Source organism: Lishizhenia sp., from assembly GCF_033720595.1.
GTDB lineage: Bacteria > Bacteroidota > Bacteroidia > Flavobacteriales_D > Crocinitomicaceae > Lishizhenia.
In genome coordinates this window covers 1-23,963 of record NZ_JAWWCF010000017.1, presented here as the reverse complement: position 1 = coordinate 23,963, position 23,963 = coordinate 1, and the positions used below count along the sequence as shown (strand labels likewise).

The 23,963-nt window shown below is 36.5% G+C and carries 21 protein-coding genes and 1 tRNA gene; 6 read left to right on the top strand and 16 right to left on the bottom strand.

From position 1 onward, the window contains the following. Positions 1-7: 7 nt before the first annotated feature. Positions 8-166 (top strand): M15 family metallopeptidase, encoded by a 159-nt coding sequence (locus R3333_RS14640; protein WP_413468666.1) that lies wholly within the window; start codon positions 8-10, stop codon positions 164-166. A gap of 3 nt (positions 167-169) precedes the next feature. Here the strand turns inward: R3333_RS14640 and R3333_RS02380 are convergent, their stop codons facing one another. From R3333_RS02380 to R3333_RS02360, 5 genes are read right to left on the bottom strand one after another with little or no spacing between them, the layout of a single operon-like run. Next, positions 170-1,384 (bottom strand): bifunctional 3,4-dihydroxy-2-butanone-4-phosphate synthase/GTP cyclohydrolase II, encoded by a 1,215-nt coding sequence (locus R3333_RS02380; RefSeq protein ID WP_318956974.1) that lies wholly within the window; start codon positions 1,382-1,384, stop codon positions 170-172. A 46-nt stretch (positions 1,385-1,430) separates the two neighbouring features. Next, positions 1,431-2,609, bottom strand: coding sequence for a glycosyltransferase (locus R3333_RS02375; protein WP_318956973.1), 1,179 nt, complete (start codon positions 2,607-2,609; stop codon positions 1,431-1,433). Continuing rightward, complete coding sequence (locus tag R3333_RS02370) at positions 2,587-3,744, bottom strand: glycosyltransferase (RefSeq protein WP_318956972.1); 1,158 nt, start codon at positions 3,742-3,744, stop codon at positions 2,587-2,589. Before R3333_RS02370 ends, R3333_RS02375 begins: the two co-directional genes overlap by 23 nt. Beyond that, positions 3,741-5,186, bottom strand: coding sequence for an LptF/LptG family permease (locus R3333_RS02365; protein WP_318956971.1), 1,446 nt, complete (start codon positions 5,184-5,186; stop codon positions 3,741-3,743). Before R3333_RS02365 ends, R3333_RS02370 begins: the two co-directional genes overlap by 4 nt. 51 nt (positions 5,187-5,237) lie before the next feature. Next, positions 5,238-5,627: an START-like domain-containing protein gene (locus tag R3333_RS02360; protein WP_318956970.1), complete on the bottom strand. Its 390-nt coding sequence runs from the start codon at positions 5,625-5,627 to the stop codon at positions 5,238-5,240. A gap of 72 nt (positions 5,628-5,699) precedes the next feature. Between R3333_RS02360 and R3333_RS02355 the strand changes: the two genes are divergently transcribed. From R3333_RS02355 to R3333_RS02345, 3 genes are all read left to right on the top strand, one after another. Beyond that, positions 5,700-6,449: an isoprenylcysteine carboxylmethyltransferase family protein gene (locus R3333_RS02355; protein ID WP_318956969.1), complete on the top strand. Its 750-nt coding sequence runs from the start codon at positions 5,700-5,702 to the stop codon at positions 6,447-6,449. Between the two features lie 165 nt (positions 6,450-6,614). Then, a tRNA-Met gene (locus tag R3333_RS02350) sits at positions 6,615-6,688 on the top strand. A 63-nt stretch (positions 6,689-6,751) separates the two neighbouring features. Further along, a complete protein-coding gene (locus R3333_RS02345) occupies positions 6,752-7,933 on the top strand; it encodes a CotH kinase family protein (protein WP_318956968.1) in 1,182 nt (393 codons plus the stop codon). A 45-nt stretch (positions 7,934-7,978) separates the two neighbouring features. Here the strand turns inward: R3333_RS02345 and R3333_RS02340 are convergent, their stop codons facing one another. The 10 genes from R3333_RS02340 to R3333_RS02295 form a co-directional block, all read right to left on the bottom strand. Continuing rightward, positions 7,979-8,314 (bottom strand): heavy-metal-associated domain-containing protein, encoded by a 336-nt coding sequence (locus tag R3333_RS02340; RefSeq protein ID WP_318956967.1) that lies wholly within the window; start codon positions 8,312-8,314, stop codon positions 7,979-7,981. Beyond that, positions 8,314-9,402 (bottom strand): cytochrome-c peroxidase, encoded by a 1,089-nt coding sequence (locus tag R3333_RS02335; protein ID WP_318956966.1) that lies wholly within the window; start codon positions 9,400-9,402, stop codon positions 8,314-8,316. The genes R3333_RS02340 and R3333_RS02335 overlap by 1 nt, the downstream gene beginning before the upstream one ends. A gap of 1 nt (position 9,403) precedes the next feature. Next, positions 9,404-10,363 (bottom strand): MbnP family protein, encoded by a 960-nt coding sequence (locus tag R3333_RS02330; RefSeq protein ID WP_318956965.1) that lies wholly within the window; start codon positions 10,361-10,363, stop codon positions 9,404-9,406. A 129-nt stretch (positions 10,364-10,492) separates the two neighbouring features. Beyond that, a complete protein-coding gene (locus R3333_RS02325; protein WP_318956964.1) occupies positions 10,493-10,945 on the bottom strand; it encodes a hypothetical protein in 453 nt (150 codons plus the stop codon). Between the two features lie 123 nt (positions 10,946-11,068). Then, positions 11,069-12,262: an efflux RND transporter periplasmic adaptor subunit gene (locus R3333_RS02320; RefSeq protein ID WP_318956963.1), complete on the bottom strand. Its 1,194-nt coding sequence runs from the start codon at positions 12,260-12,262 to the stop codon at positions 11,069-11,071. A 4-nt stretch (positions 12,263-12,266) separates the two neighbouring features. Beyond that, positions 12,267-16,610 (bottom strand): CusA/CzcA family heavy metal efflux RND transporter, encoded by a 4,344-nt coding sequence (locus R3333_RS02315; RefSeq protein WP_318956962.1) that lies wholly within the window; start codon positions 16,608-16,610, stop codon positions 12,267-12,269. Between the two features lie 57 nt (positions 16,611-16,667). Further along, the gene (locus R3333_RS02310; RefSeq protein ID WP_318956961.1) at positions 16,668-17,123 is read right to left on the bottom strand and encodes a hypothetical protein; all 456 of its coding nucleotides are present in this window, start codon (positions 17,121-17,123) and stop codon (positions 16,668-16,670) included. Positions 17,124-17,180: 57 nt separating this feature from the next. Next, positions 17,181-17,723, bottom strand: a complete 543-nt coding sequence (locus R3333_RS02305; RefSeq protein ID WP_318956960.1) for an RsmD family RNA methyltransferase — start codon at positions 17,721-17,723, stop codon at positions 17,181-17,183. Continuing rightward, on the bottom strand, positions 17,714-18,472 hold the full coding sequence (locus tag R3333_RS02300) for a DUF3822 family protein (protein WP_318956959.1): 759 nt from the start codon (positions 18,470-18,472) through the stop codon (positions 17,714-17,716). Before R3333_RS02300 ends, R3333_RS02305 begins: the two co-directional genes overlap by 10 nt. A 3-nt stretch (positions 18,473-18,475) precedes the next feature. Further along, on the bottom strand, positions 18,476-19,378 hold the full coding sequence (locus R3333_RS02295) for a hypothetical protein (RefSeq protein ID WP_318956958.1): 903 nt from the start codon (positions 19,376-19,378) through the stop codon (positions 18,476-18,478). Between the two features lie 161 nt (positions 19,379-19,539). Here R3333_RS02295 and R3333_RS02290 point away from each other — a divergent pair, with 161 nt between their 5' ends. Next, entirely contained in the window at positions 19,540-20,964 is a 1,425-nt protein-coding gene (locus R3333_RS02290; protein ID WP_318956957.1) for an ATP-dependent DNA helicase, read from the top strand. Here the strand turns inward: R3333_RS02290 and R3333_RS02285 are convergent. Then, positions 20,961-23,189: a hypothetical protein gene (locus R3333_RS02285; protein ID WP_318956956.1), complete on the bottom strand. Its 2,229-nt coding sequence runs from the start codon at positions 23,187-23,189 to the stop codon at positions 20,961-20,963. The genes R3333_RS02290 and R3333_RS02285 overlap by 4 nt on opposite strands. A 113-nt stretch (positions 23,190-23,302) precedes the next feature. Here R3333_RS02285 and R3333_RS02280 point away from each other — a divergent pair, with 113 nt between their 5' ends. After that, complete coding sequence (locus tag R3333_RS02280; protein ID WP_318956955.1) at positions 23,303-23,827, top strand: hypothetical protein; 525 nt, start codon at positions 23,303-23,305, stop codon at positions 23,825-23,827. Positions 23,828-23,963: the final 136 nt, after the last annotated feature.

Sequence of the window (23,963 nt, the reverse complement as noted above, 5' to 3'; positions counted from 1 at the left end):
AGAGTTTCTGAAAGTTGGAGCAATTTCTGACAAACAATTGCAGAATAGGTTGTTGCTCAGAAGAATGATGCGTTATGGAGGTTATACTGTGTTAAGTACCGAATGGTGGCACTTTAATGGCCTCAGCCGCGATGCAGCCAAGGCCAAATATAAAGCTATAGAGTAAGTCTTATTTCTCTAGTTTTAGAGAGTGACCTAATTTGTCTCTTTTCGTTTTTAAGTACAATTCGTTGTGAATGTTACTCTTGATCTCTAAAGGAACATTTTCCACGATTTCTAATCCGTATCCAATCAATCCTGTTCTTTTCTTAGGGTTGTTAGACATCAAACGCATTTTACGAACGTTCAAGTCTCTTAAAATTTGAGCTCCAATTCCGTAATCTCTTTGGTCTGATTTGAACCCTAATTTATGGTTGGCTTCAACAGTGTCTAAACCTTCTTCTTGCAATTTGTATGCACGAAGCTTGTTCATTAATCCTATACCACGTCCTTCTTGGTTCATGTATACAATCACACCTTTTCCTTCTTCGTTGATTTGTTCCATGGCAGCATCTAATTGCGGACCACAGTCACAACGACAAGAACCAAAGATATCTCCTGTTATACAAGAGGAGTGTACACGAACTAGTACAGGTTCGTCTTCTGTCCATTCACCTTTTACTAAAGCCAAATGTTCTTCACCTGTGTTTTTGTTGACGTATGCGTATAAATCAAAGTCACCCAATTTGGTAGGCATTTTAACAGATACCTCACGCGTAATTAAAGTTTCTTTTTGAATTCTATATTTGATAAGATCCTCAATAGAAATGATTTTAAGGTCGTGTTTTTTGGCAATTTCCATCAACTGTGGAAGTCGGGCCATAGTACCATCCTCATTTAAAATTTCTACGATAACACCTGCTGGTTCGAATCCTGCCAAACGGCTAATGTCAACAGCAGCTTCAGTATGCCCAGCTCTTCTCAAAACTCCACCTTTTTTGGCTCTAAGCGGGAAGATGTGTCCTGGTTTACCTAGCTCAGAAGGATCAATATTTGGATCAATTAATGCTTTAACTGTTTTCGATCTGTCACTGGCACTAATACCTGTTGTACAACCGTGACCGTTTAAATCAACAGAAACAGTAAATGCAGTTTCGTATGCAGCAGAGTTAGTTTTTACCATTAAGTCCAAACCTAACTCGTCACACTTTTCTTCTAATAATGGAGCACAGATTAAACCTCTACCTTCAGTTGCCATAAAGTTGATGACTTCTGGAGTACAATTACGAGCAGCGGTTAAGAAGTCACCCTCGTTCTCTCTATCCTCATCATCTACAACTATAATTACCTTTCCAGCTTTAATATCTTCTAAAGCTTCTTCAATTGTATTGAGTTTGTTTTCCATTTTTCTCTAAATCTTCTGCAAAGTTAACAACTTTAGTTGGTTTAGTTTATGTATTCATGAGGTCAATAAGACGCATGGATGACGAATGCCAATTAAAATTGTCGTTTACAAAGGCCTTTGCATTCCTTTGTATGTGTGTATATAACTCTTTATTTTCAAGGAGATTTTGAATAGCCTCCACAAATTCTTCTTTTGTATTTGCGATTAAAATCGACTCTTTATCTGTTGCACCCAGGGCATTGTTTGCCAAAGTTGTGGTGATACAAGGTAGCCCCATAGCCATTGCTTCTAGCAATTTGTTTTGAAGTCCAGTACCAATAAACATAGGAGCTACAAATATTTTGGCTGAAGCATAAGCGCTGCGTATATCATCTACCCAACCGGTGATTTCTATATTTTTATTCTTTAAACCTTTTAATTCATTTGCCGGGTTTGCACCACTTATTTGAAGTTGTAGTTCAGGAAGTGCAGGCATTATGTTTTGCCCTAAATACAGACACGCTTCAATGTTGGGAGGGTAGCTTAAGTTTCCCGTGAACACTAAATCTTTGCGGACTTCTTGTTCTTGTTCATAATTGAAAAAGGCTGGAGAAACACCATTGGGTATAATGGCGATTTTATTTCTGTCCTTATGAAAGATCATTTCCCTGTCTTGAGCAGTAATTATCGTGTGGTGCTCAAAATAATCAAATATTTTGTGCTCGTAATTTCTTAAACGTTGGTATTCAGCTTTAAAGAAGGGACGTTTGTACCAAGGAGCTAACGCAATTCTACGATGTATTCCCTTGCTTAAAGCATCCATATAGTCTATGGTTTTCGGACAAGCGTGGTAGTTTTTAACATACTCAGCCGGCCTTACTAACTGACAGTAGATATGATCTGGAACAATCTCTTTTAACAATTGATTGACCTGTCTTTTAATACCATAGTTAGTAAAATACCCAACCTGGAATGGTTTGTTGGTAAGCAGTTGCAGAGCTGTACCCAATAATTTTTGAAATTTGTTGAGTCTGAAAATATGCAGCGATTTGCAGTATTTTTTTACTTCACCTTTCCATTCCTCTTTCAACTCAATTTCAGAAAGAGCAATAAGATGTATATCGTAAACTTTGGAAAGTTCTATGATTTGATAAAAGGCACGTAATTTATCTCCTTTCTCCAGAGGAAAAGGAAAACGTGAGGTTAAAACAACAAGTTTCTTTTTATGTTTTGCTGATGAATTCAAGGAGTTTCTTCGCTTCTTTGTCTTGTGCAAAATTATCATTTAGAAACTGTTTCCCACCTAAACCTAGTGCTTTTCTTGATTTTTCATTTTTTTTCAATTCAAGCATGGCTTGGAAGAAGGTTTCTTCATTTTCGGTCAACGCAACATTTTCGCCATTCTTAAGTGCTAGACCACGTATACCTTCTAGTGTTGAAACAGTTGGTTTTCCGTGTTTTAAGCTTTCTAGAACTTTCATTTTAACACCTCCTCCAGTTTGAAGTGGTACCAAAGCAATTCCATGCGCAGCGATAAAGGCATCTGCATCTTCCACTTCTCCGTGGTTGTGCACATAGGGGTATTCTGAAAATAAATTTTTAGATAAATTCTTTCCGGCAATATGAATTTGAAAGTCGTGACTTTTATCTTGTAAGACCTTTTCAAGTAACCAATGAACGGCTTCTTTGTTGGGTGCCCAATCGAAGGCTCCTAAGAAGTAAAAGTCGTTTTGAGTGTAGTCAGGACAGGTATGATTCGTCTGTAAACTCGTATGAACAACTGCTGTATTGGGGTGAAATGTATTGAACCAACTCTCGTCTTTTTCTGAAATACTTAGCACACCATCCACTTTGCGTAACTCTTTTTCCTCGTAGTTTTTGAGTTGTTTACTTAAGTGTTGCGTGTAGATCTTTTTTAAAGGGTTGTTTTCACTTTTAGCTCTATCTTCCCATAGTTTCCACTCAACATTATGAGTACGAACAAATACCTTTTGTTTATCAAAAACATGTAAATAGGGCAGGAGGTAAATACTCTCCATAATTACAGTGTCTATTTCGTGTTCTTCCAAAAGATCCTTCAGTGTGCTTACTACACTTTCGTCGTAAAATCGTTGAACATTATAAGGTACATAAGCAAAATAATTTTTCAATAATTGAAAAGCTTTGATTTGCGTATTAATTTCCTGAAAATAAGTTAATCGATTTTCTTTCTTTGGATAAGCTTTGGATGAGAAAGGATGCTTGTGTGTGGCGAGTGTAAAATGCGTCACTTCTAAATCCTCACCGATAAGGTCCAGTAAGTCGGCCGTGTTTTTCATAGCAACACATCCTCCGTCTATAACCGGGTATATGGGTTTGTTTGTGAAGTGAAGTGTTTTCATTTCTTACGAGACAAACGTTTTTGCCATGCTTTGACGTCTATTGGAGACCTGTCATTCGCGGCAGAGATCATTAAAAATATTGCAAAAGGAGCAAGAATGAAACTTGGGCCCCACATACCCCAGAAAGGAGATACTACAAAGCTTTCTGCCATTCCTTCACCTACACTGATTAAAACAAAATAGATCATAAAGAGCAATACAGCAATCACTACAGGTGCTCCAAAACCTCCTTTTTTCACAATAGCTCCCAAAGGTGCTCCAATGAAAAAGAGTACGATGATGGTAAAGCTAAGTGCAAACTTTCTATGAAATTCAATTTTAAATCTTCTTAAGTTATTGTGTTTAGCATCTTCAAAATCTAGCTGACCATTAAGTTTTCTTTGCTTTTCTCTTATTCGAGTAAGTGCCGTTTTATAGGCTTTTGCCAAATCTTCGTCGGTTAACTCTTCTAAATTGATGTGCACACTATCTTGATTTAAGAAGCTACTGTCTGCATCCTCTTTTTCTGCGCTTTGAGCAGGTAAAAAATCTATACTTTGATAATATTGTAAATCTCCGCGAACTCTCTTTTCAAAGTTATCGGAAACATTTTTGTAATCTGTTTTTAAGGAGTCTAAAAGATGATTGATTTGAAATACGTTGAGCATCTCATATTCATTGGTGAAGCGTTCGTCTTCCGATCTATCTACGGTGAAACCACTCATGTTCATTTTATACGTTGCCGTGGTAAACTTTGATTTCCTTCCCGCTCTGTACGCTTTTCCTATTTCACTTTTCTTGCGTCCGTTTCTTTCCGAAAGTTCTTCGATAACTGTACCGTTATCTAATTTTAAGAAAAGTACATCTCCCTTTTTAGATTTGAAAAACTCTCCCTTTTCTGCCGTAATGGTTTTTAAAACCTTCTCGTCTGTATGATCGTGTATGGTAATACCTGTAACTTTGTTATCGGTTTTTTCAACTACACGTATGCTAAAACCATCGATGTCATCTGTGTATGAGCCTGGTTTTAAGAAACTAGTCAGCTTTGTTTGCTGTATATCCCAGATAATGGAATGCCACTTTAAATTCGCAACAGGTATTACATAATTGGCAAAATAAAAGGTTCCTATAGCTAATAGAATAACAACAAAGGTCAAAGGCCTTAGTATGCGGTATAAAGATAAGCCGCTTGCTTTTAATGCTGTTAATTCGTTTTTCTCCCCTAAATTTCCAAGGGTAATAATGGAAGCTAGTAGTATGGCCAAGGGCAGTGCGAGTGGCAGTAGGCTGGCAGATACGTAAAAAAGTAATTCTAAAATGATTACCGTATCTAATCCTTTTCCCAGTAAATCATCGATGTATTTCCATAAAAACTGCATGAGTAGCATGAACATGGAAATAAGAAAGGTCGCCAGAAGGGGACCTCCAAATGATTTTATAGAAAAAATACTTAGCCTATTCACAAGCAATTTTTAGAGTTGCGAATGTATACGAAAAAAATGAAAATCTATTGTCTAAGCTCCAAGAACTCTTTTTAGATCGCCAATAGCGTTCTCCCAAAGGTCTTGTATCTCTTCCATTTCATCTTCATATGCAAAACCTGTTACCCAAAGAACAATCTCTTTGGTCATGCCGTCTACCTTGAATTTCAATTCGATATAAGTGTTCAGTCCTTCTTCTTCGTCTTCTAACCATCTAAATTTGATAGATTCGTTAGGTCTTTTTGTTAAAAGTCGGGCTTGTTCTTCTGAACCATCCCATATAAATGTGTATATATCTTCTTTGATGTTAACGTCATCTGCAAACCACTCGCTTAGTCCGCTTGGGGTCATTAACATGTTGTTTAATACCTTGGGTGATGTTTTTAGCAAATACTCTTGTTCGAATTTAATTTTATCCGACATAATTGGTTTAAGTTTTAATTATTTAACTTCGCGGCTGGAAATTAATTGCTTGAAATATACAAAAACTTTTAAATGGCACTAGTACACTCTTTTGAAAAATCTGGAAATTTTTTATTTCGCTACAGAGGTCAAATCCCAACAATATTGTTCCTTTTGGCGATACCTGTAGTTTATTTTACGAACTATGATTGCTTTGAAAAAGAGGGATGGTACTATACTGCATTGTTAGTTGTTTCTGTAGTCCTATCGTTGTTAGGACAAATTATTAGAGCTATCGCAATTGGTACAAGTAACAAGAATACATCGGGTAGAAATACGAAACAGCAAGTTGCTGAAGCCTTGAATACAAAAGGAATTTACTCTACAATGCGTCACCCACTTTATGTTGGTAATTACTTTATGTGGATAGGTATTGTGGCTTATACAGGTAACATTTGGTTTGTTGTATTGGTATCTTTAGCATTTTGGTTGTACTACGAAAGAATCATGTTTGCTGAAGAAAGGTTTTTGGAAAGAAAGTTTGGAGAAGATTACGTGAACTGGTCTTTGAAAGTACCTGCATTTATTCCAAGTTTTAAGAACTACGAGGAGAACGATATTAAATTCTCAATGAAAACAATATTAAGAAGAGAGTATAGTGGGGTAACCGCTACGATGCTTGGGTTTGTATTTGTTGATTTCTTTAGAGATTGGTTTACTACAGGTAAAATAGAATTCAGGTTGTACTACCTGGTTGTTTTGGTTGTTGCGTTTAGTATCACTTTGATTTTACGTACGCTTAAACACCACACAAAGGTGTTACACGAAGATGATAGATCTTAATGGAAAAAGTTTAAAAAATATTTTTCTTATACCATATTGAAAAGTAGAAGGTTAGGGAGGTGAGTAGAAAAAGCTTGAAAAAAAACTTTAAAAAAGTTTAGTTTTTCCATAAAAGTAAATTATATTTGCACCCGATTTAAGAACAACGGTTCTGAAGAAAAATAAGGCGTGGTAGCTCAGTTGGTTAGAGCGCAGGATTCATAACCCTGAGGTCGGGAGTTCAAATCTCCCTCACGCCACTGGAGAGAAAAAAGGCTTACAAATTTGTAAGCCTTTTTTTTGTGTTAATTTTACACCTAACCATGAACCACTTTTATTTCATAATACTGACCTTACTTCTGTTTTCATGTACAAGTAAGTATCAAAAGGTAAAACCTCTTCCACATATCGTTATTGATATGCCGCAAGGTGTTGGCTGGGAAGAAAAGGATAGTTGTTCTATTCTTTATATTAGCTCAAATTTCGACACGCTTCATCTGAAAGGTGGAATTAAATGCCGTGGTGGATTATCTAGTGCCTACGGCAAACATAATTACAGTTTAGAGCTTAACGATAAATTCGAACTTTGTGGTTTACCAAAAGAAGATGATTGGATTCTTCACGCCAATTACATAGACAAAACTTTTATGCGTCATAAATTGTCTTATGATTTATTTAGACAGATGTCTGTAAACAATATAGCTCCACAAAGTACCTTTTTAACTGTCAGCTATAATGGGGAGTTTCACGGACTTTATACAGCTATTCAACGTGTAAATAGAAGTTTGATAGGAGCTAAAAAGGGAGATACATGTGCGTTTTTATTTAAAGAACCTGAGGTTTTTTATAATCATCAAAACGATAGTATTGTGCGTACCGGGAATTACAATTTTCAAAAATATCCCAAATTTCATAAAGCAAATAAAAATGTTCTGTTAGATGAATTGAATCATTTTCTATTTCATTCTTCTGCTGAGGTATTCATCCAAAACATCGATAAATATTTTGACTTAAATAATTTGATGGATTGGCATCTACTGTTGTTGGTGACCAATAATAGTGATGGGATAATGAAGAATTTCTATTGTTATGGATTAAATGATGGTTTGGGGGTAAGAATTGTTCCTTGGGATTATGATCACTCTTTCGGAAGAGATGGTAATGGTGATAGAAATGACCTTGATAGAAATGCTGATCCAGAACGCGCTATTGTTATAAAACGATTAATGAGTATAGGGGGAGATAATACGTATGTTCATCAACTGGAGAAGAGGTATAAAGCATTGCGTTCTAGTGGTGTTTTTTCCAGTGAAAACTTAACTAAAAAGGTGAAGGTTATGGAAAAGCAAATTCGTCCGTATATACAATCTAACTTTGAGCGTTGGCCAGTAGACGGTGCGTATTATATCGATTCTAATGATTTTGAGATGGAATTGGCTATTCTTTTAGATTATTTTCCGAAGTGTTTTAAAATGCTTGATGAACGATTTGGGTATCAACCATAAAAAAAAGCCCCGTTTTCACGAGGCTTTTTATGTCTTATCAACTTTTTAATCTTTATAATGACAGCATTTAGGTAGCTTTTGGTAAGCTTCCATGTTCGCTTCATGGTTTTCAGTTGCGTAACCGCTGTTGGCAATACATTGGTTTATTTCATCTAAACTCACTTGAGTAGAGTCATATTTAACCATCATTTGCTTGGTGTCTTTATTCCATTCGGCAAAACTTACACCTTCAACTTTGTTTACTGATCCTTCAATGGTACTCTTACACATGTTACAGTTTCCCTGTACATTAAAGTTTGCTTCAACTTCAGCTGTTTTAGTGTTTTGACAACTCATGAGTACTAAACTGACTACTCCTAAAACTTGGATTGCTTTTTTCATTAATGTGGATTTTTATATTCTGGGTTATTTAAAAATGTATCATCGGTTAAAGTTTTCAAGAAGTTGATCAAGTCTTGCTTTTCTTGAGCATCCAGCATAAGTCCTGTTGAAGTTGTTCCCAACAAGGCTGGGTTTACTGTACTGGAATTCTTAACTCCTTCATTGTAATGATCAATCACTTCTTCCAAAGTGTTGAATCGACCATCGTGCATGTAGGGTGGAGTAACCGCAATATTTCGTAAAGAAGTTACTTTAAACTTGGCTCTGTCAGCCGGGTCATTCGTAGCGTTCTCACGTCCGAAGTCTTCAAAATCTGCATCTGTATCTAAACCGTTGTTCATATACAAATCATTTTCAAAGTTATTTCCTGAATGACAGTGCGCACAATCTGCACCTGAATCGTCAGGGAAGAATTCGTTGTACTCTTGGAAAAAGAGTTTTCTACCTCTTTCTTCACTTGGTGTAAGTGTTACTTTTCCAGCTAAAAATCGGTCGTATTTTGAATCTTCTGAAATAATAGAATTCATAAAGTTTTCCAAGGCCAATGAGATGTTGGTAGCATTAATTTCACCGTTTTCAAAAGCACGCGTAAATTGGTCTACATATTCTTGGTCATTTTTCAACTTGCTTACAACATTCTCCAAACTTTCGTCCATTTCTAAATGATCTTGAATGGGTAAAAGCGATTGATCGCGCAAAAGATCTGCTCTACCATCCCAAAAGAACTGGTTGGTGTTGTATGCCATATTAAAAATAGCCATGGCTTGTCTTTTCCCTACACTATTATCTACACCAAAAGAAAATTGGTTGGTGTCTGAAAAAGCATTGGCTTGGTTATGACAACTTGCACAGTTCACAGAGCCATCGCGAGAAAGTTTGTTTTCGTAAAACAACATCCTACCTAACTTTACTTTTTCTACCGTTAAGGGATTGTCTGTGGCAACAATGAAATTTGGTAATGTATTGTTTTTAAAATTTACTGTGTAGGCCTTAGGGTTGTATTCAACCACTTTATCATCCTCTTTTTTACAAGATGCAAACAATAAAACTCCACCAAGACAAGCGATCAAAATTTGATTTACTTTCATCTTAGTATATAAGTTTTCTTGTTGTTAATACTCCGTCAATATCCAATACTTTAATGAAGTAAACCCCTTTGTCTTTCAATTGAATCTGTGTTTCTTTTTGGTTTTCAAGGTTTACCTCAGAGATGATTTGCCCTTTGGCATCATAAACATAGAGTGTTGAAATTTCTTTCGTTGCAGTGATGTTTACATTTCCATTTGTACTCGGGTTAGGGAAAACAACCAATTCTGTAGCTGGAGTAGTAACATCTTCAGTAGAGGCTATAGCGGTAGGGTAAAAGACGCTATTACTAAAGTTTTGAAGTACTTTCTTCGCTTCTCCGTTATCACCGTGAGAGATTAATCCTTGTGATACGTATAGACCGTTTAAGGCAGATTTGTAATCGGCATTGATTTCAAAAGTTTCAACTCCGTTAATTGTTGTAGTGGCAGTCATCAAATCTTGTGTTTCAAAATAATTTGCATCACCTAATCCGTGGAATTGCCATAATTGAGAAAAGTTCGTTCCGGCAACACCTTCAAAAGCAACGAATCTATATCCTGCAGCCCATCCCCAGTGCATTGATGGGTTGTGCGGTGCTAGAGGGTGACCTTGTGGGTATAAAGAAGGGTTTCCACTGTTTACGGGTGAATAAACACCAATGTGAAATTTCACTCCTTCTAAATTAGTAGCATTCACTTCTCCTAATTCAATGGTAGTACTTATTCCGTCTTCTACATTTATTAACGCTACTGTATCATCCGAAATCGCTGTTTCTTGATTACCGTCGTGAATAACAGAAATACGCGTAACATAGTATTGAACTCTAGTTATTTTTATTTCTTCATTATTTCGTGTAAATCCAGGGGTGTTCAATACGGAAGTTTGACCGTCGAAGGTGTGGTGTATTAATAAATTTACGTCTACTTGAGCGTTTGCAAAAGCTGTACAGACTAAGGCGCAAAAAAGTAATAAATTTTTCATGTGTGTGTTTTTGGGTTTGGATATCACTATCCAAAAAATTATAGTTTATAGTTTGGCAAAAAGCCGTTTAATTCAAGAGATTTTATTCTATATGCTAGGGTAGCATAATGTGTTTGATAAGCTTTGTTATCAAATCAGGTAGCAGGCAATTCGTTGATATATTTTTCTGCTGAGAAGAGGAGGGCCATCTATAATTTCTCCACCATCCTTTTGAATGTTTAACGCACTAAGTTCAATCGTTTTAGGAACAATTGGTGCAGTTTGAATGAGGTTTGTTGATAGTTCTTTATTGAATTGTTGATTGTAATCTAAGCCGTTACTTATGTTTTTAAGCTGAGAAGTACAACACAGTACTTGGATACTTGGTTCTTCAGATTGTGAAGTTGAGCAACATGCTGGAGGTTGCTGGCAACAAGACTTTTCGTGCAATTCTTCTTGCTGATGTTTACAACTTTGAAAGCTTAAACTTGTGCTTTCTTGTTGAGAAGTTCTACACAAATTCTCATATACACTCAAGCCTTTTGCCAAAAAGGATCCGGCAAAGAGCAAAGCAACCATGAGTATAGTAAGTAGACTTTTCACGCCATGAAGATAAAGATTCTTTGTGAATATATTCAGGTGATTTTTTGAATGAAAATTGAAATCCTATTTAAAAAAGGAAAGGAGGGACGTGTGTCCCTCCTCAATTTCATTTTTTGGTACGATTTAATGAGAATGTTCGGCTTCTCCTTTCATCAATTCTGCCATCATATAGTAGGCTTTGTTTTGTAAGAAAATTTGCTTTTTTAAATCTTCCGCCAATTCAATTGATGAATATTTCTCGTTGGTATTTATAACTACAACCTCAACCATTTGTAAGTCAAATTCATTTCCTTCATCCTTTAAGATAAATGCATATTTTTTGCCTTTGTCTGTGGTAATGGCCTCATTGGGAAGTGCCATCACAGCAGTGTTGCTTGTGCTTATTTTTCCTTGCACGTACATTCCTGGGAGCATAAAATCTTTCTTATCTATGATGTCGGCATGTATGTGAACTGCCTTAGGGTCTGATTCGAAAGCTTTACCTACACTGAAAATTCTTGCTGTGTACGTTTTGTTTGGAGTTGCTTGAAGTGTGAAACTGATGTTTTGTCCTTCTTTCACTTTGTTAACGTCTTTCTCAAAAACCATTAAATCGGCGTGCACATGATCGTTATTTACTATATCGAACATTTCCTTTGATGGAGAGACAAACTGACCTGTTTTAACAAATACCTTACGGATGTAACCAGAGATTGGACTCAAAACGGGAATAGCCTCATAAATTTTTCCATTTTCAACCTTTTTAGGGTCTATTGATAGGAGTTTTAATTCTGCTTCTAATCCCAAAACTTCACCTTTGGTAGCCTTGTATTCAGCTTCAGTGGCTTGAAATTCCTTTCCAGATGCTACTTGTTCATCGTATAGTTTTTGAGTTCTCTCTAAGCTTTGTGCTAAGAAATTTAGACGACTTTTACTTTGAACATACTGTGTTTGAATTCGAATAATGTTTGGGTGAGTCAAGTAAGCCAGAATTTGGTTTTTCTTGATTTTTTCACCCTCTATCACTTGAATGGTTTTGATGTTGGCACCAATAATTGAAGTAATAGTAGCTTCGTTTTGTGGGGGAACTTGTAAAAAGCCATTTACCTCAACCCAGTTGTTGATGTTCACATATTGTAAACTGTTTGCAATAAGCCCCAATTCTTTGAATTTTGCTTTTGTTAGATGGTACCCCTCCGTTTCATGGTCGTTATGAGGTTCTTTTGCCTCATCGTGAGCATGATTGTGATTGTGGGCTTCTGTTGTATCTGGTTTTGCATCATTTTGACATGCGGTTAAAGCCAAGGTCAATATGAATATGCTATATAATTTTTTCATGGTGTTATTTTTTACCTAATAAATTAGACAGGTGAATAATGGATTGGTTGTAAGCGTTAATGCTTTCCAAGTATTTCACTTTAATGTCTAAAGCGAAATTGATATTTTGGAAATACTCGATGTAGTCAATAGCTCCTTCTTGGTAGCTCAATTGTGCTTTTTCAAGAATGAGTTCTGCCTGCACCAATGCCTTCTCTTCAAAATATTTTAAGTTGTTTTTTTCTTTTTCAACACGTAATATTTCAACTTCAACTTGATTGGTGAGGTCATTTAAGGCATAAGAACTCTTGGTTTTAGCATGATCCAATGCAATGTTTCTTGCTTTAATTTGTGCTTTTTGAGCTCCAAAGAACAATGGAATTGCTACGCCTAATTCAACCGCTTGAAATCTGTCGTTATAACTTGCACTTGGAGTGTTAAAGTAGGGAGAACCTATCATAGAGATGTTGAAGTAGCCCAGGGTGAATGTTGGACTTAACTTCGACTTTTCTACCGCCAATTGCGCTTCAGAGTATTTTACTTGTTCATCTTGTTTTTGTATGCTTGGATGTACTGCTAAACTGTCTTTATTCCAAAGCATCAAATCGAGGATTTGTAGTTGAGGATCAAAACTGTAGTTTGAACTGTCTTGCAGTAAGAAATGAAGTTTGTTCTCTTGAATAGAGATATCCTGAGCATTTATGAATAAGTCATTCTTTACCTGAAGGAGTTGAGTTTCCGCATTTGCTTTTTCAAGTATGTTGCTTCCCTCGAGTTCTAAACGCAGTGTTGCTGCTTTTAAGTTCTTGGTAAATAGGGTGTCTTTTTGTTGAAGGATGTCTTTTACAGCATGTAAGTAACTCAATTCCATCCACGTTTTTCTTACCTCCTCACTAATTCCCAAAGCAACCATTGCTTGGTCATTTTTGGCAATATTCACCTGTGCATTTTTGGCTCTTATATCGCGTAAATAAACATGTGGTAATTCAAAACTTTGTGTAATAGATATACCGTAGTCATTCTGATAACTGTTGATTTGACCATAGTTTACCCCAATATTCGTTTTATTTAAGTTCACCGCTGTTTTAACCAAGGCTTCGTATTGCTGTAAATCCAGTTTACTCATTTGCACCCGTTGGTTGTTCTCTAATGCAATAGAAACTGCTTCATCGGCTTGGGTGATCACTTTTTCTTGTGCCATCAATTGTGGACTCACCAACAAGATAGCAAGTACAGCAACAGCCTTTTTTAATGAGGGATTTGAATTTTTATTTTCCATGATTTTATAGAAGATGGGTAGTACAAAAAGGGTAAGTAATGTGGCCGAGATCATACCGCCAATAACGACTGTGGCTAAAGGTTGTTGGACTTCAGCTCCTGCCGAAGTTGATATGGCCATGGGTAAAAATCCAAGAACGTCTGTAAGGGCAGTTAATAAAATAGGTCGTATTCTACGTTTAGCTCCTTTAGAAATTCTATCTGTTAAGGATAAATCGCTTTCTTCTTCTTTGAGCTCATTCCAACTACTCACCAAAACCAAGCCGTTGAGCACCGCTACACCAAAGAGTACAATAAATCCAACTCCTGCCGAAATACTAAAAGGCATATCTCTTAAGAAGAGTGCTAATATTCCTCCTATACAAGCAAAAGGAATGGCGAAGAATATCATGATACTTTGCGACATGGATTTTAAAGCAAAGAAGATGAGAATTAGTATTAAAGAAAGGGCAATGGGAACCACTAACTTTAATTTGGCTGATGCTCTTTCCAAATTTTCAAAAGCTCCACCATAACGGATAAAATACCCAGGAGGTAGGTCTAATTTTTCATCGAGAATAGATTGGATTTCCTCTACCAAAGAAGCAATATCCCTATCTCGAACATTGATGCCGACATAGGTTCGTCTGTTGGTGTTATCCCTACTAATTTGCATAGGTCCCGGTTGATAGCTTATTTCGGCCAATTCTCTTAGAGGAATTTGAGAATTATTGGGAAGTCGAACATAAAGATTTTTTAAGTCGGTAATACCTGATCTTTTCTCTTCTTGTAATCGAACTACCAAATCAAAACGTCTTTCTCCCTCGAAGATCACACCTGCTTTAGATCCTGCAATGGAACTCTGAACAAGTTTGTTGATGTCTGAAATGTTTAATCCATATTGTGCCAGTTTCCTTCTGTTATAATCAATGGTGATTTGAGGTAAACCAGCTGTGGCTTCAACTTTCATATCCCCCACGCCTTGAACACCTCCAATGAGTTGACCTATTTCTTCAGCTTTTTCGGCCAATATATCCAAGTCTTCACCAAAGAGTTTAATGGCAATGTCTTCACGTACCCCTGTTATCAATTCGTTGAAACGCATTTCTATAGGTTGTGTAAATTCAAAAGCTACTCCAGGTACTTCCGAAATTTTAGCTTTCATTTTTTTAATGAGCTCTGTTTTTGTTGAAGCACTCGTCCATTCATCTTGAGGTTTAAGAATTACGAAACAATCGGCTAAATCCATAGGCATTGGGTCTGTAGGAACATCTGCCACCCCAATTCTACTCAAAACAGTTTTAGCTTCAGGGAAATTCTCTAGAATGATTTTTTCTACCTTGGTCGTAGTTGCTGTCATTTCACTCAAAGAACTTCCAGGAGTTAATATGACATGGTAAGCAATATCTCCTTCATCTAATTGTGGAATGAATTCTCCCCCCATACGAGAGAATAACCATACTACCGAACCTAAAGCAAGCAGTGCAAGCGTTAAAACAAGTTTCCATTTGTGCAAAACCCACTGTAAAGCCGGAGTGTAAATACGTTCTAACCAAAGAATGAATTTATCACCACGCGAAAGTTTATTGCTGCTTGCACCGCGTAAGAACCACGCCGACATCATCGGCACATAGGTTAAACACAGGAGCATAACACCTATCATGGCAAACATAAAAGTATAAGCCATGGGTTTGAACATTTTTCCTTCAACACCCTCTAGGGTAAGAATAGGAATGAAAACGATGAGTATGATCAATTGACCAAAGAAGGCGCTTTTCATCATTTTACTCGATGAAGAAATAGCTGCATCATCTCTTTGTTGTTGGTTGAGTTTTTTATTGAGGAATTTATCGTGTATCATGAACACTGTTCCTTCTACGATAATAACAGCACCGTCTACAATGATTCCAAAATCTATAGCTCCTAAACTCATTAAGTTGGCCCATACATCAAAGTAGTGCATGAGGATAAAGGCAAATAAGAGCGAAAGGGGGATGGTGGAGGCTACAATGAGTCCACCTCTCCAATTACCTAGTAGTATTACCAATACAAAGATCACAATTAATGCACCTTCTATAAGATTACGCGCTAGGGTAGAGGTTGTTGATGAAATCAAATCTGATCTTTCCAAAAAAGGCTTGATATGTACACCTGTTGGAAGAGATTTTTGAATCTCATTTATACGTTCTTGTACGTTGGCAATTACATCGTTAGAATTGGCACCTTTTAACATCAGGATCATTCCTCCTACAGCTTCTCCTTTTCCATCTTTGGTCAGTGCTCCGTAACGAATTGCATTTCCGTATTGAACTTCAGCAACATCTCCAATGGTGATAGGGATGTCGTTTTTTATTTGTACAACTATTTGCTTGATATCTTCCAAGCTTTTTATCAACCCTTCACCTCTGATGAAATTAGCAAAGTGATTTTTCTCTATATAAGCACTACCGGTATTTTCGTTGTTGCGTTCGAGTGCGTCAAAAACTTCTGTAATGCTTATATCCATTGCTCTTAACTCTTCTGGATCAACGGCGATTTCATATTCTTTTACATCTCCTCCAAAGGCGTTAACCTCAACAACTCCGGGTACCATCGCCATTTGTCTACGAATAATCCAGTCTTGGATACTTCTAAGCTCTCTTAAATCGTATTCTTGAGCGTATGCTGCATCTACCTCTAAGGTGTATTGGTAAATCTCTCCAAGTCCTGTAGCTATGGGACCAATATGTGGTTCTCCAAATTGTGCGGGTATTTCAGCCTTTACTTCTACGAGTTTTTCGGAAACCAATTGACGGGGGAGGTAGGTTCCCATGTCGTCTTCGAAAACAAGGGTAACTACAGAAAGACCAAAGCGTGATATGGATCGCACTTCAACGATTCCTGGCAAGTTGGCCATACTCACCTCTATGGGGTAAGTAACGAATTGTTCGATATCTTCGGTTCCTAAATTAGGAGCCTGTGTAATAACCTGTATTTGGTTATTGGTAATGTCTGGTACTGCGTCTAAAGGAACTTTTGTGATGCTCCAAATTCCTGTGACAACCAGCGCAATGGTCATTAGACCAATGATTAATTTATTCTTTACAGAGAAAGAAATTATTTTTTCTATCATGAGAAAAAGTTTAAACGTGTGAATACTCACTCCTTTCTATAGGAGCATTTTCTATGTTTAAACTTTAAGGGGAGGTCCGCGAAGTAAATCTTGTCTCCGTTGAGGAGGGTGGTAGATTTTTGTGGTGTAAAAAAGGTATTGTTTTCCCGTTTTTAAGTCAACTAATGGTATGCTAATTATTAGCGCAAAGGCTATAACTATGGATAGGATGAATATGGGGGCAATTTGATCTGGAGAGGAGAATTCTACTTTTACAGAATCTCCTAAATGTTCGTTTTCCGTGAGGTAACAAAGGATGAGATCAAATATTCCTTCATCATAATGCTCGCCATGCTCTATGAGGGAGCTGTGGCCGTGGTTGTGGTCTAGGTGAGAGGGGTGTTCTCTGTGTTCAAATTTAGCATGTTCAATTTGAATATCACTGTTTTCACACAGCGGCAAGAAACTACCACCTACACCAAATGTGTAGATTAAAACAATTCCTAAAGAAATGTATGTGAGTAGTTTATGCATCCCTACAAAAGTAGAAATTTTTCTAATGGAAAAAAAGAGATTGAATGACTGCTAACTTTAGTCTTCTAATTGAAAGAATGCAAAGTTCACACCTCCATATTTTCTTACAAATTGGAAATGATCGTATTCTTCAAAGTTACATTCTCTACCGTGCTCAATGATTAACACTCCACCAGGATTTAAAAGCTCTCTTTCGAAAACTAATCGGTGTATGTCATCATGAATATCGGCTGCAAAGGGCGGATCTGTAAAAATGATGTCGTATGTATCGTTGGTCTTTTGCAAGAACTTTACCGCATCACTTTTGTACACTTTTACGTCATCGTGTAAGTTGTGCTTTTTTACGAGGTCGAAAATGAACTTCGTACACTTAAAGTTTTGATCAATAGATGTAATAAAACCAGCTTCTCTTGAGGCAAATTCTAACGTGATGTTTCCCGTACCTGCACACAAGTCGAGGATGTTTAAATTGATTAAAGAATACTGATTCTCCAACATATTGAACAATCCTTCTTTTGCAAAGTCAGTAGTAGGTCGAGAAGGAAATCCTTTCGGCGCACTAAAACGTTGACTCTTTAATTTACCTCTAATTATACGCACAGCAAATGGTGTTTAATGTATTGATGTTCTTTAATTTCTATCTGAATTTTACTCAATTCTTGTATAGAAGTAAAGGTTTCTTTTAATTCTGTTAAATCAATTTTGGCGTTGAGGGCGCTTAAGCTGATCTCACCGTTTTCTTTACTGATTTCTAATTTTTGTAAAACCAACAAACTGTGGTATACAATATCGTTTACATGGTTGTATTCAAAAGCATTTGAAAATTTGAGTTCTCCATGTACAAAAATATTCAAATAAAAATGTTGATCATTTACTTCTATCTCCACCGTCGGCTTAAAGCTATTGGCTTGGTTCATTCCTCGTAAAAATAAAGTAGCAGCATGTTGTATCACAATGCGCGGGTACTTTACAATGAAAAAGGATTTGATCCATGAAGGAAGGTGGAAAATACTAGAAATTCCTAGTTGGGGAAGCATGTTGTAATCAATCTCATTTTTAGAAAATCCTTCACCAAAGCATAGGGTAAAGGCGTCCGTGTAATTTTTACTATCTATAAGATTGAAGGGCACCAAAGTGTAGGTGTTACTCCAGTAGGCTAAACTCACTTCATCAAAATCTCTTCGAAGGTTATTTGCATGAATAAAGGTGAGGAGTTCAGTTTTGATTTCCTCTTCCACATAGGAGCTGAATTCAAGGTGATAGTGTTCAACAACTTCTTCTGAAGAACGAAGAACCTCAGCAAAATGTGCTGAGGTTCCAGTAATATTTATACAAAGTTGTGTAGACATATCTTATTCCCAAGTACCTGTTAAAGATCCTGTTTTTAAGTTACCAAATCCAATTGTGTCTTTGGTTCCACCTTGGTACTTAGCGATAGGCTCTTCAGCGTATACTCTAAGTACTGGCATCGTATCTTGAACTACGATAGCAGAGTCAATAGCTACCATTGTCCATTCGTATTTTGGTTCAGAAAGAGGAACGTACTTAATATCATCGATATCAAATTCTCCCATGTTAAATCTAGCTCTGTTCGCTTTCATTGATTTGTTACTTAAGAAGCTTTCTTTGAAAGGAATTTCTAAAGTATCTCTTCTAAAGTTATCCAAACCTGGGATGTTCGTTGGGTTGTTGAATTCATACTTCAATCTGTATGCTTCCAATTCTGTCATGTTCTCATCAGAAGGAGGGTTAGCGTTGTACAACAACATTTTTTCCTTCTTCTTCAATTTGTATTGAGGAACTGTTCCTTCAGACTGCAATTTTTCAACTGTTCCTGTTTCAAAGAAGTTCTTCAACTCATCAAAGTTAGAAGCATACCTTCCATTTTGATCTTTAAATGCTTTCTGAATGTCTTTAATCTCAGTTAAAACTTGAACCGTTTGTAATTCAGCAGCTGTTCTTTTTTCATTGTGAACGATAGAGTCATTTACAGATTCTATAGAACTGTAACCGATGTACACAGTTATTGCAGCACATAATGCTGCGATAACGATCACCAAATTTCTCTTTAAAATTCCTGAGCTTAACAATACTGCAAGTACTCCTCCTATAAAAATGTTAGCCGCAGCTACAACGAAAAGTGAATCTTGACCGTTTTTGTCGTTTAATCCGTAGATCAACAAGACCAAACCTAATATTGCAATAATTGCTGCAAGTAAATATTTCTTAAAAATAATGTTTATAGAACCGTTCATTCTTTATGAATTTCATTTATGCCTTACAAAACTACAATTTTTTTAATAGCTCAATATTTCACACAGTAGTTTTTTTGAACCGTTTAATCAATTACCCGGAGAGGCGAGTTTAGATTCGCACAGAAGTAATGGATGAACAGAAAGTTTTTAACTTCGCAATCATGCATTCTAAAACTGATTTTAAAGCAAAGGTAAGTAGGTCGTTTGGTCATCCAATGACCCTTGATCAAGAACGTGCTGTTGATCAGTTAATCGAGTTTACGTATAAGAAATTAGAGAAGGATGTTTTTGTACTTACAGGTTATGCTGGTACGGGAAAAACAAGTGTGATGGCGGCTTATGTGAATGCCTTAAAGTCTGTAACTAAGAAGTTTGCATTGTTGGCTCCGACGGGTAGAGCAGCTAAAGTTTTCGCCAATAAGGCAGGACATAGAGCCTATACCATACATAGTTATATCTATAAAGGAAGCGATGAGATGGAACCAGGGTCAGCTTTTGTTCGACCAAATGATGCTGGTGTTCGGGTAATCATCGTTGATGAGGCGTCAATGATTGCGGAGTCTTCTTTTCAAGAAGGAAGAAATACTTATGTGCAAAACTTGTTACAAGATCTCTTCACATTTGCTTATTCTAATGGTAACGCAAAGATAATATTCGTTGGAGATGAAGGACAGCTACCTCCCGTGGGGTGTAACTTTAGTCCGGCATTGAGCAAGGATTATTTAAAAAGCAATTATTTTCTAGATAATACCTACCATATTCAACTTACCGAAGTATTGCGACAAGCGCAAGATTCTGATATTTTACATAATGCTACTTTGCTGCGTTCTGCAGAAAATGGACGTTACCCAAAATTTGAATTGAGGGGAAAAGCTGATTTGCGAAGAATAAATGGAGAAGAGTTACAAGAAGAGTTAGATAGTGCCATCTCTAATTACGGTATTGAGGATACTATTATGATTACTCGAAGTAACAAACGCGCCAATTTGTTTAATGCTCAAATTAGGAGTAGAATTTTGTGGTATGAAGAAGTATTGGTCGGAGGAGATTATTTGATGATTGTAAAAAACAATTACAAATGGTTACCCAAAGACAACAATATTGGATTCTTGGCCAATGGAGAAATTATTCGGGTAAGAAAGCTGCATAAACTTGAAGAAATGTATGGCTTTTTGTTTGCCCAAGTGAGTGTTGAATTGGTGGATTATCCGGAGATGGATCAGTTGGAAGTTTACCTCAATTTAGAAACCTTAACCTCAGATGCACCTAATCTTTCAAGAGATCGAATGAAAGATTTGTGGGAAGCCTTGGAAATAGACTACAGCTGGGAGAAAAATAAAAAGAAACGCTACGCTCGTATATTAAATGACCCTTATTTCTGTGCACTGCAAGTAAAATATGCTTATGCTATTACTTGCCACAAGTCTCAAGGTGGGCAATGGAGTGCTGTATTCTTAGACCAAGGGTTCTTAAATGAAGAGATGCTGGATAAAGACTTTTTTAATTGGTTGTACACCGGCTTTACCCGAGCATCTGAAAAATTATTTCTCGTGAATTTCCACGATTCCTTCTTTGAGGAAGACTAAAGGTCTTTCAGTTTTACTTCTACCGGACCTACCTTTATTTTTGCCTTCTTAAACATTTTATTGATGCGTTTTACCACTTTTTTAGCATCCTTCGGACTCAAATACATGTTCGCAAGTACAGTCGTTTCTTGTTGCATTTGCTTGGCTAATTGTGCACATCTATAAAGTGTAAGCACATCGTTGTCTGTAAACTTATATTTATCCTTTAAAGCATTGATTTTTTCATTGTTTACACTAAAGTCTGTTAAAACGGGGTCTGTGAAGGATTGAATATTCACCTTGATTCCACGGTTTAAGTCTACATAGATTTCATTGATACGTAAACGCTTGAAGGAAATACTGTCTCTGTGCGCAGGTGTTGGGTATTCATCAAACTCTCTTCCTTGGAAATCCTTTTCAACTGCAGAACCATTCCATTTCCCTATACCTCCGGCAATGAATGCCGTTTCTGTTTTCATTTTCTTGTCTAAGAGGGCTTCAAACAATTCAACCATAGCCATACTGTCTTGTGTGTTGAATAAAGTTCCTTCCAAAGCATAACTTTTCTCCTCAAATAAATCAATGGCTGCAAACTGAAGCTTGCTGGCATATTTCGGTAAAGCATCCATAACCGAGATGTGGACCATGTTATCGTCTGCATCTGTTGAATTATAGTCGTAAGGAATCGTTAATACACGAATTTCTATTGCTTCTGGTTCGGCTGTTTCTGGTATCCAGAATTCTTGGGTGTATAAATCGAAGGTACAAGAGTCTTCAAAGATGTAGAGTCCGTCTTTTACTTCATAAGTGGCCCACTGTCTACCAATGAGTTGAATAGCTTTGGATTTTTTACGCTCCAGGTTACTCAAAAGCTCCATCGCTTTTTCTTTCTCCAGGGTTAATTTTTTGATTTCAGATTTACACTGGTCGTAATATCCATACAAAGCAATAACCTTTTCCTGCATTTCTCTACGCTTATCTCCACCATCAGCAACAGTAGTGTAGTGTTTTCCTTTTTTCTTTTTGGTTTTTGTAGAAATAGTTGTGCTTCCTCTGTAATCACTTACTTTCTTTTCTGTTTTATCAATAGAAAGTGATGTTTTCGCTTTTTCTTTTTCCCAGTAAGCAATCCAGTAATCATATCCTTTTTTCCCGTAAATCATATCGTTTACACGGGCTATATCTCTGCTTAAAGCATTAATGATGCTGTAATAGGTTGCTTTTCCAGAATAACTAGAGTCTGGTGATAAAAAGCGCGTATCTACAGCGCCAAACAAATGGTAACTTAAACCATTTCTTTCTATCACTACTGTAGTTTGTTTCTCGTTGTTGTATCCGTAAACATCTACGTGAATATTGGTAGCCTTGTTTTTTCCACTTGTGTAAATGTTAGTAGCATTAATTCTTCTAGGTTCTATTGTTTTACTTGTTTTACGTCTTCCTTCTAGTCTTTTTTCAATTTGAATTTCGTAAGGAAATAATCCACTTGATTTTGGTAGGGCTGCGTTAAATCTGCTGTTTTCGTCTTTTTCTCTATCCACAAATTCACTAGACGACATGGTTCCGTCTCCAACGGCAATAAGGAAGTTTTGGTAGTTACTAACTTGTCCACCCAGTTGCGTGAAAATCTCATAACTTCTATTGCTAACATAGGTGTTGATGGCTAGTGCAATGGCATTGAGAACCTGTTGTTGCTCGTTAAAATTTAAGAATGACATAGACGAAACCATCGTTACCTTGTTTTTAAAGTTTAGGCTAGGGTCCATTACATTGTCAAACCTCTCGTTGATTACCTTTTTTCCATCTATCGTTTTGAAGGCACTTGAAGGAAGATGACCTCTTAATACTTCCTCGAATTGATGATATTTATGTTCGAGTCCTTTTTTCTCTAATTGCTTAGAACGTTTGGCTTTTAGTAGTTTGTTTAAATCCCACAAAGCCATTTTGTTAGCAGCTTCTGCTAAAATTCCTTTCGGTGCTTTGGCTAAGGTGTAGGTGTCGAACTTTAAGAGCTCGGGCTGACTAATAATAATACTTTCTATACTGTCGAAATTCACTTCACCATTAGGCATTCTAACATCTTCTCCTGTATATATAAGGTATCGACCTATGTTTTGATCGAGTATAGGACTCTTTTTTACGATGTGATAGAAATAAGCTTTTTCTTCTGGAGTAAAGCTTGTCTCTCTTTGGGCAAAACTTGTAGTTGTAATTGCTAGAATGAGAAGGATGTAAATGTATTTCATAGTCAAATTATAAGCGATGCAAATATGCGATTAATATTTAAGAAAGTCTGTGGTAAACGAGCAACGGAATATTTAAAGAATGTTACTATTTTGCACAGCAAAATTATACACCTATGCTCAAAAAAGATTTCTTTATTATTGTTATAAAACTGTTCAGTTTACATGCTTTGTTGATGTTTGGTTTTTCATTTGTACCAGATTTAGTTTATGAATTGATAAATGATAATAGAGATATTGCTTCTATTGGTATGAAATTTACGAGCCTGTTTATAGAACTCCTGTTGTTTGTTCTACTTGTATATTTCAGTCCGCATATTGTAAAATTCCTAAAGTTAGAAGATGGAATAGAAGGTGAAGAGTTTAATTTTAAAGGAATGAGCGCTTCATCCATTATGAAAATTGGAGCTTTCATAATTGGAGGGTATATGCTTATTTCAAGTTTACCTGTTTTAATCAATGAAAGTATAGTACTTTTTAACAATACCTTTTCAACTGAAGAGTTTGATTGGAGGTTTAAGAAACTCTGGGGTATTCAGTTAGTGCGTGTTGTAGGAGGCTATCTATTGATGACAAACTATGATAGGGTAGTTGCTTGGTTTGAAAGGAACTACAGAAAAGTGGAAGGGGAAGAGTTGTAGTATTGGTTGTTTAAAACTCCCCCATAGGCAAATGCTTAAAAGAAAATCCTTTTTCATTGTAGACCGTTTTGAAAAGGTGAGGATAGTAGTTGTACATCTCTTGGTTCATCAATAATAAAGGTACATCGGCAAACGT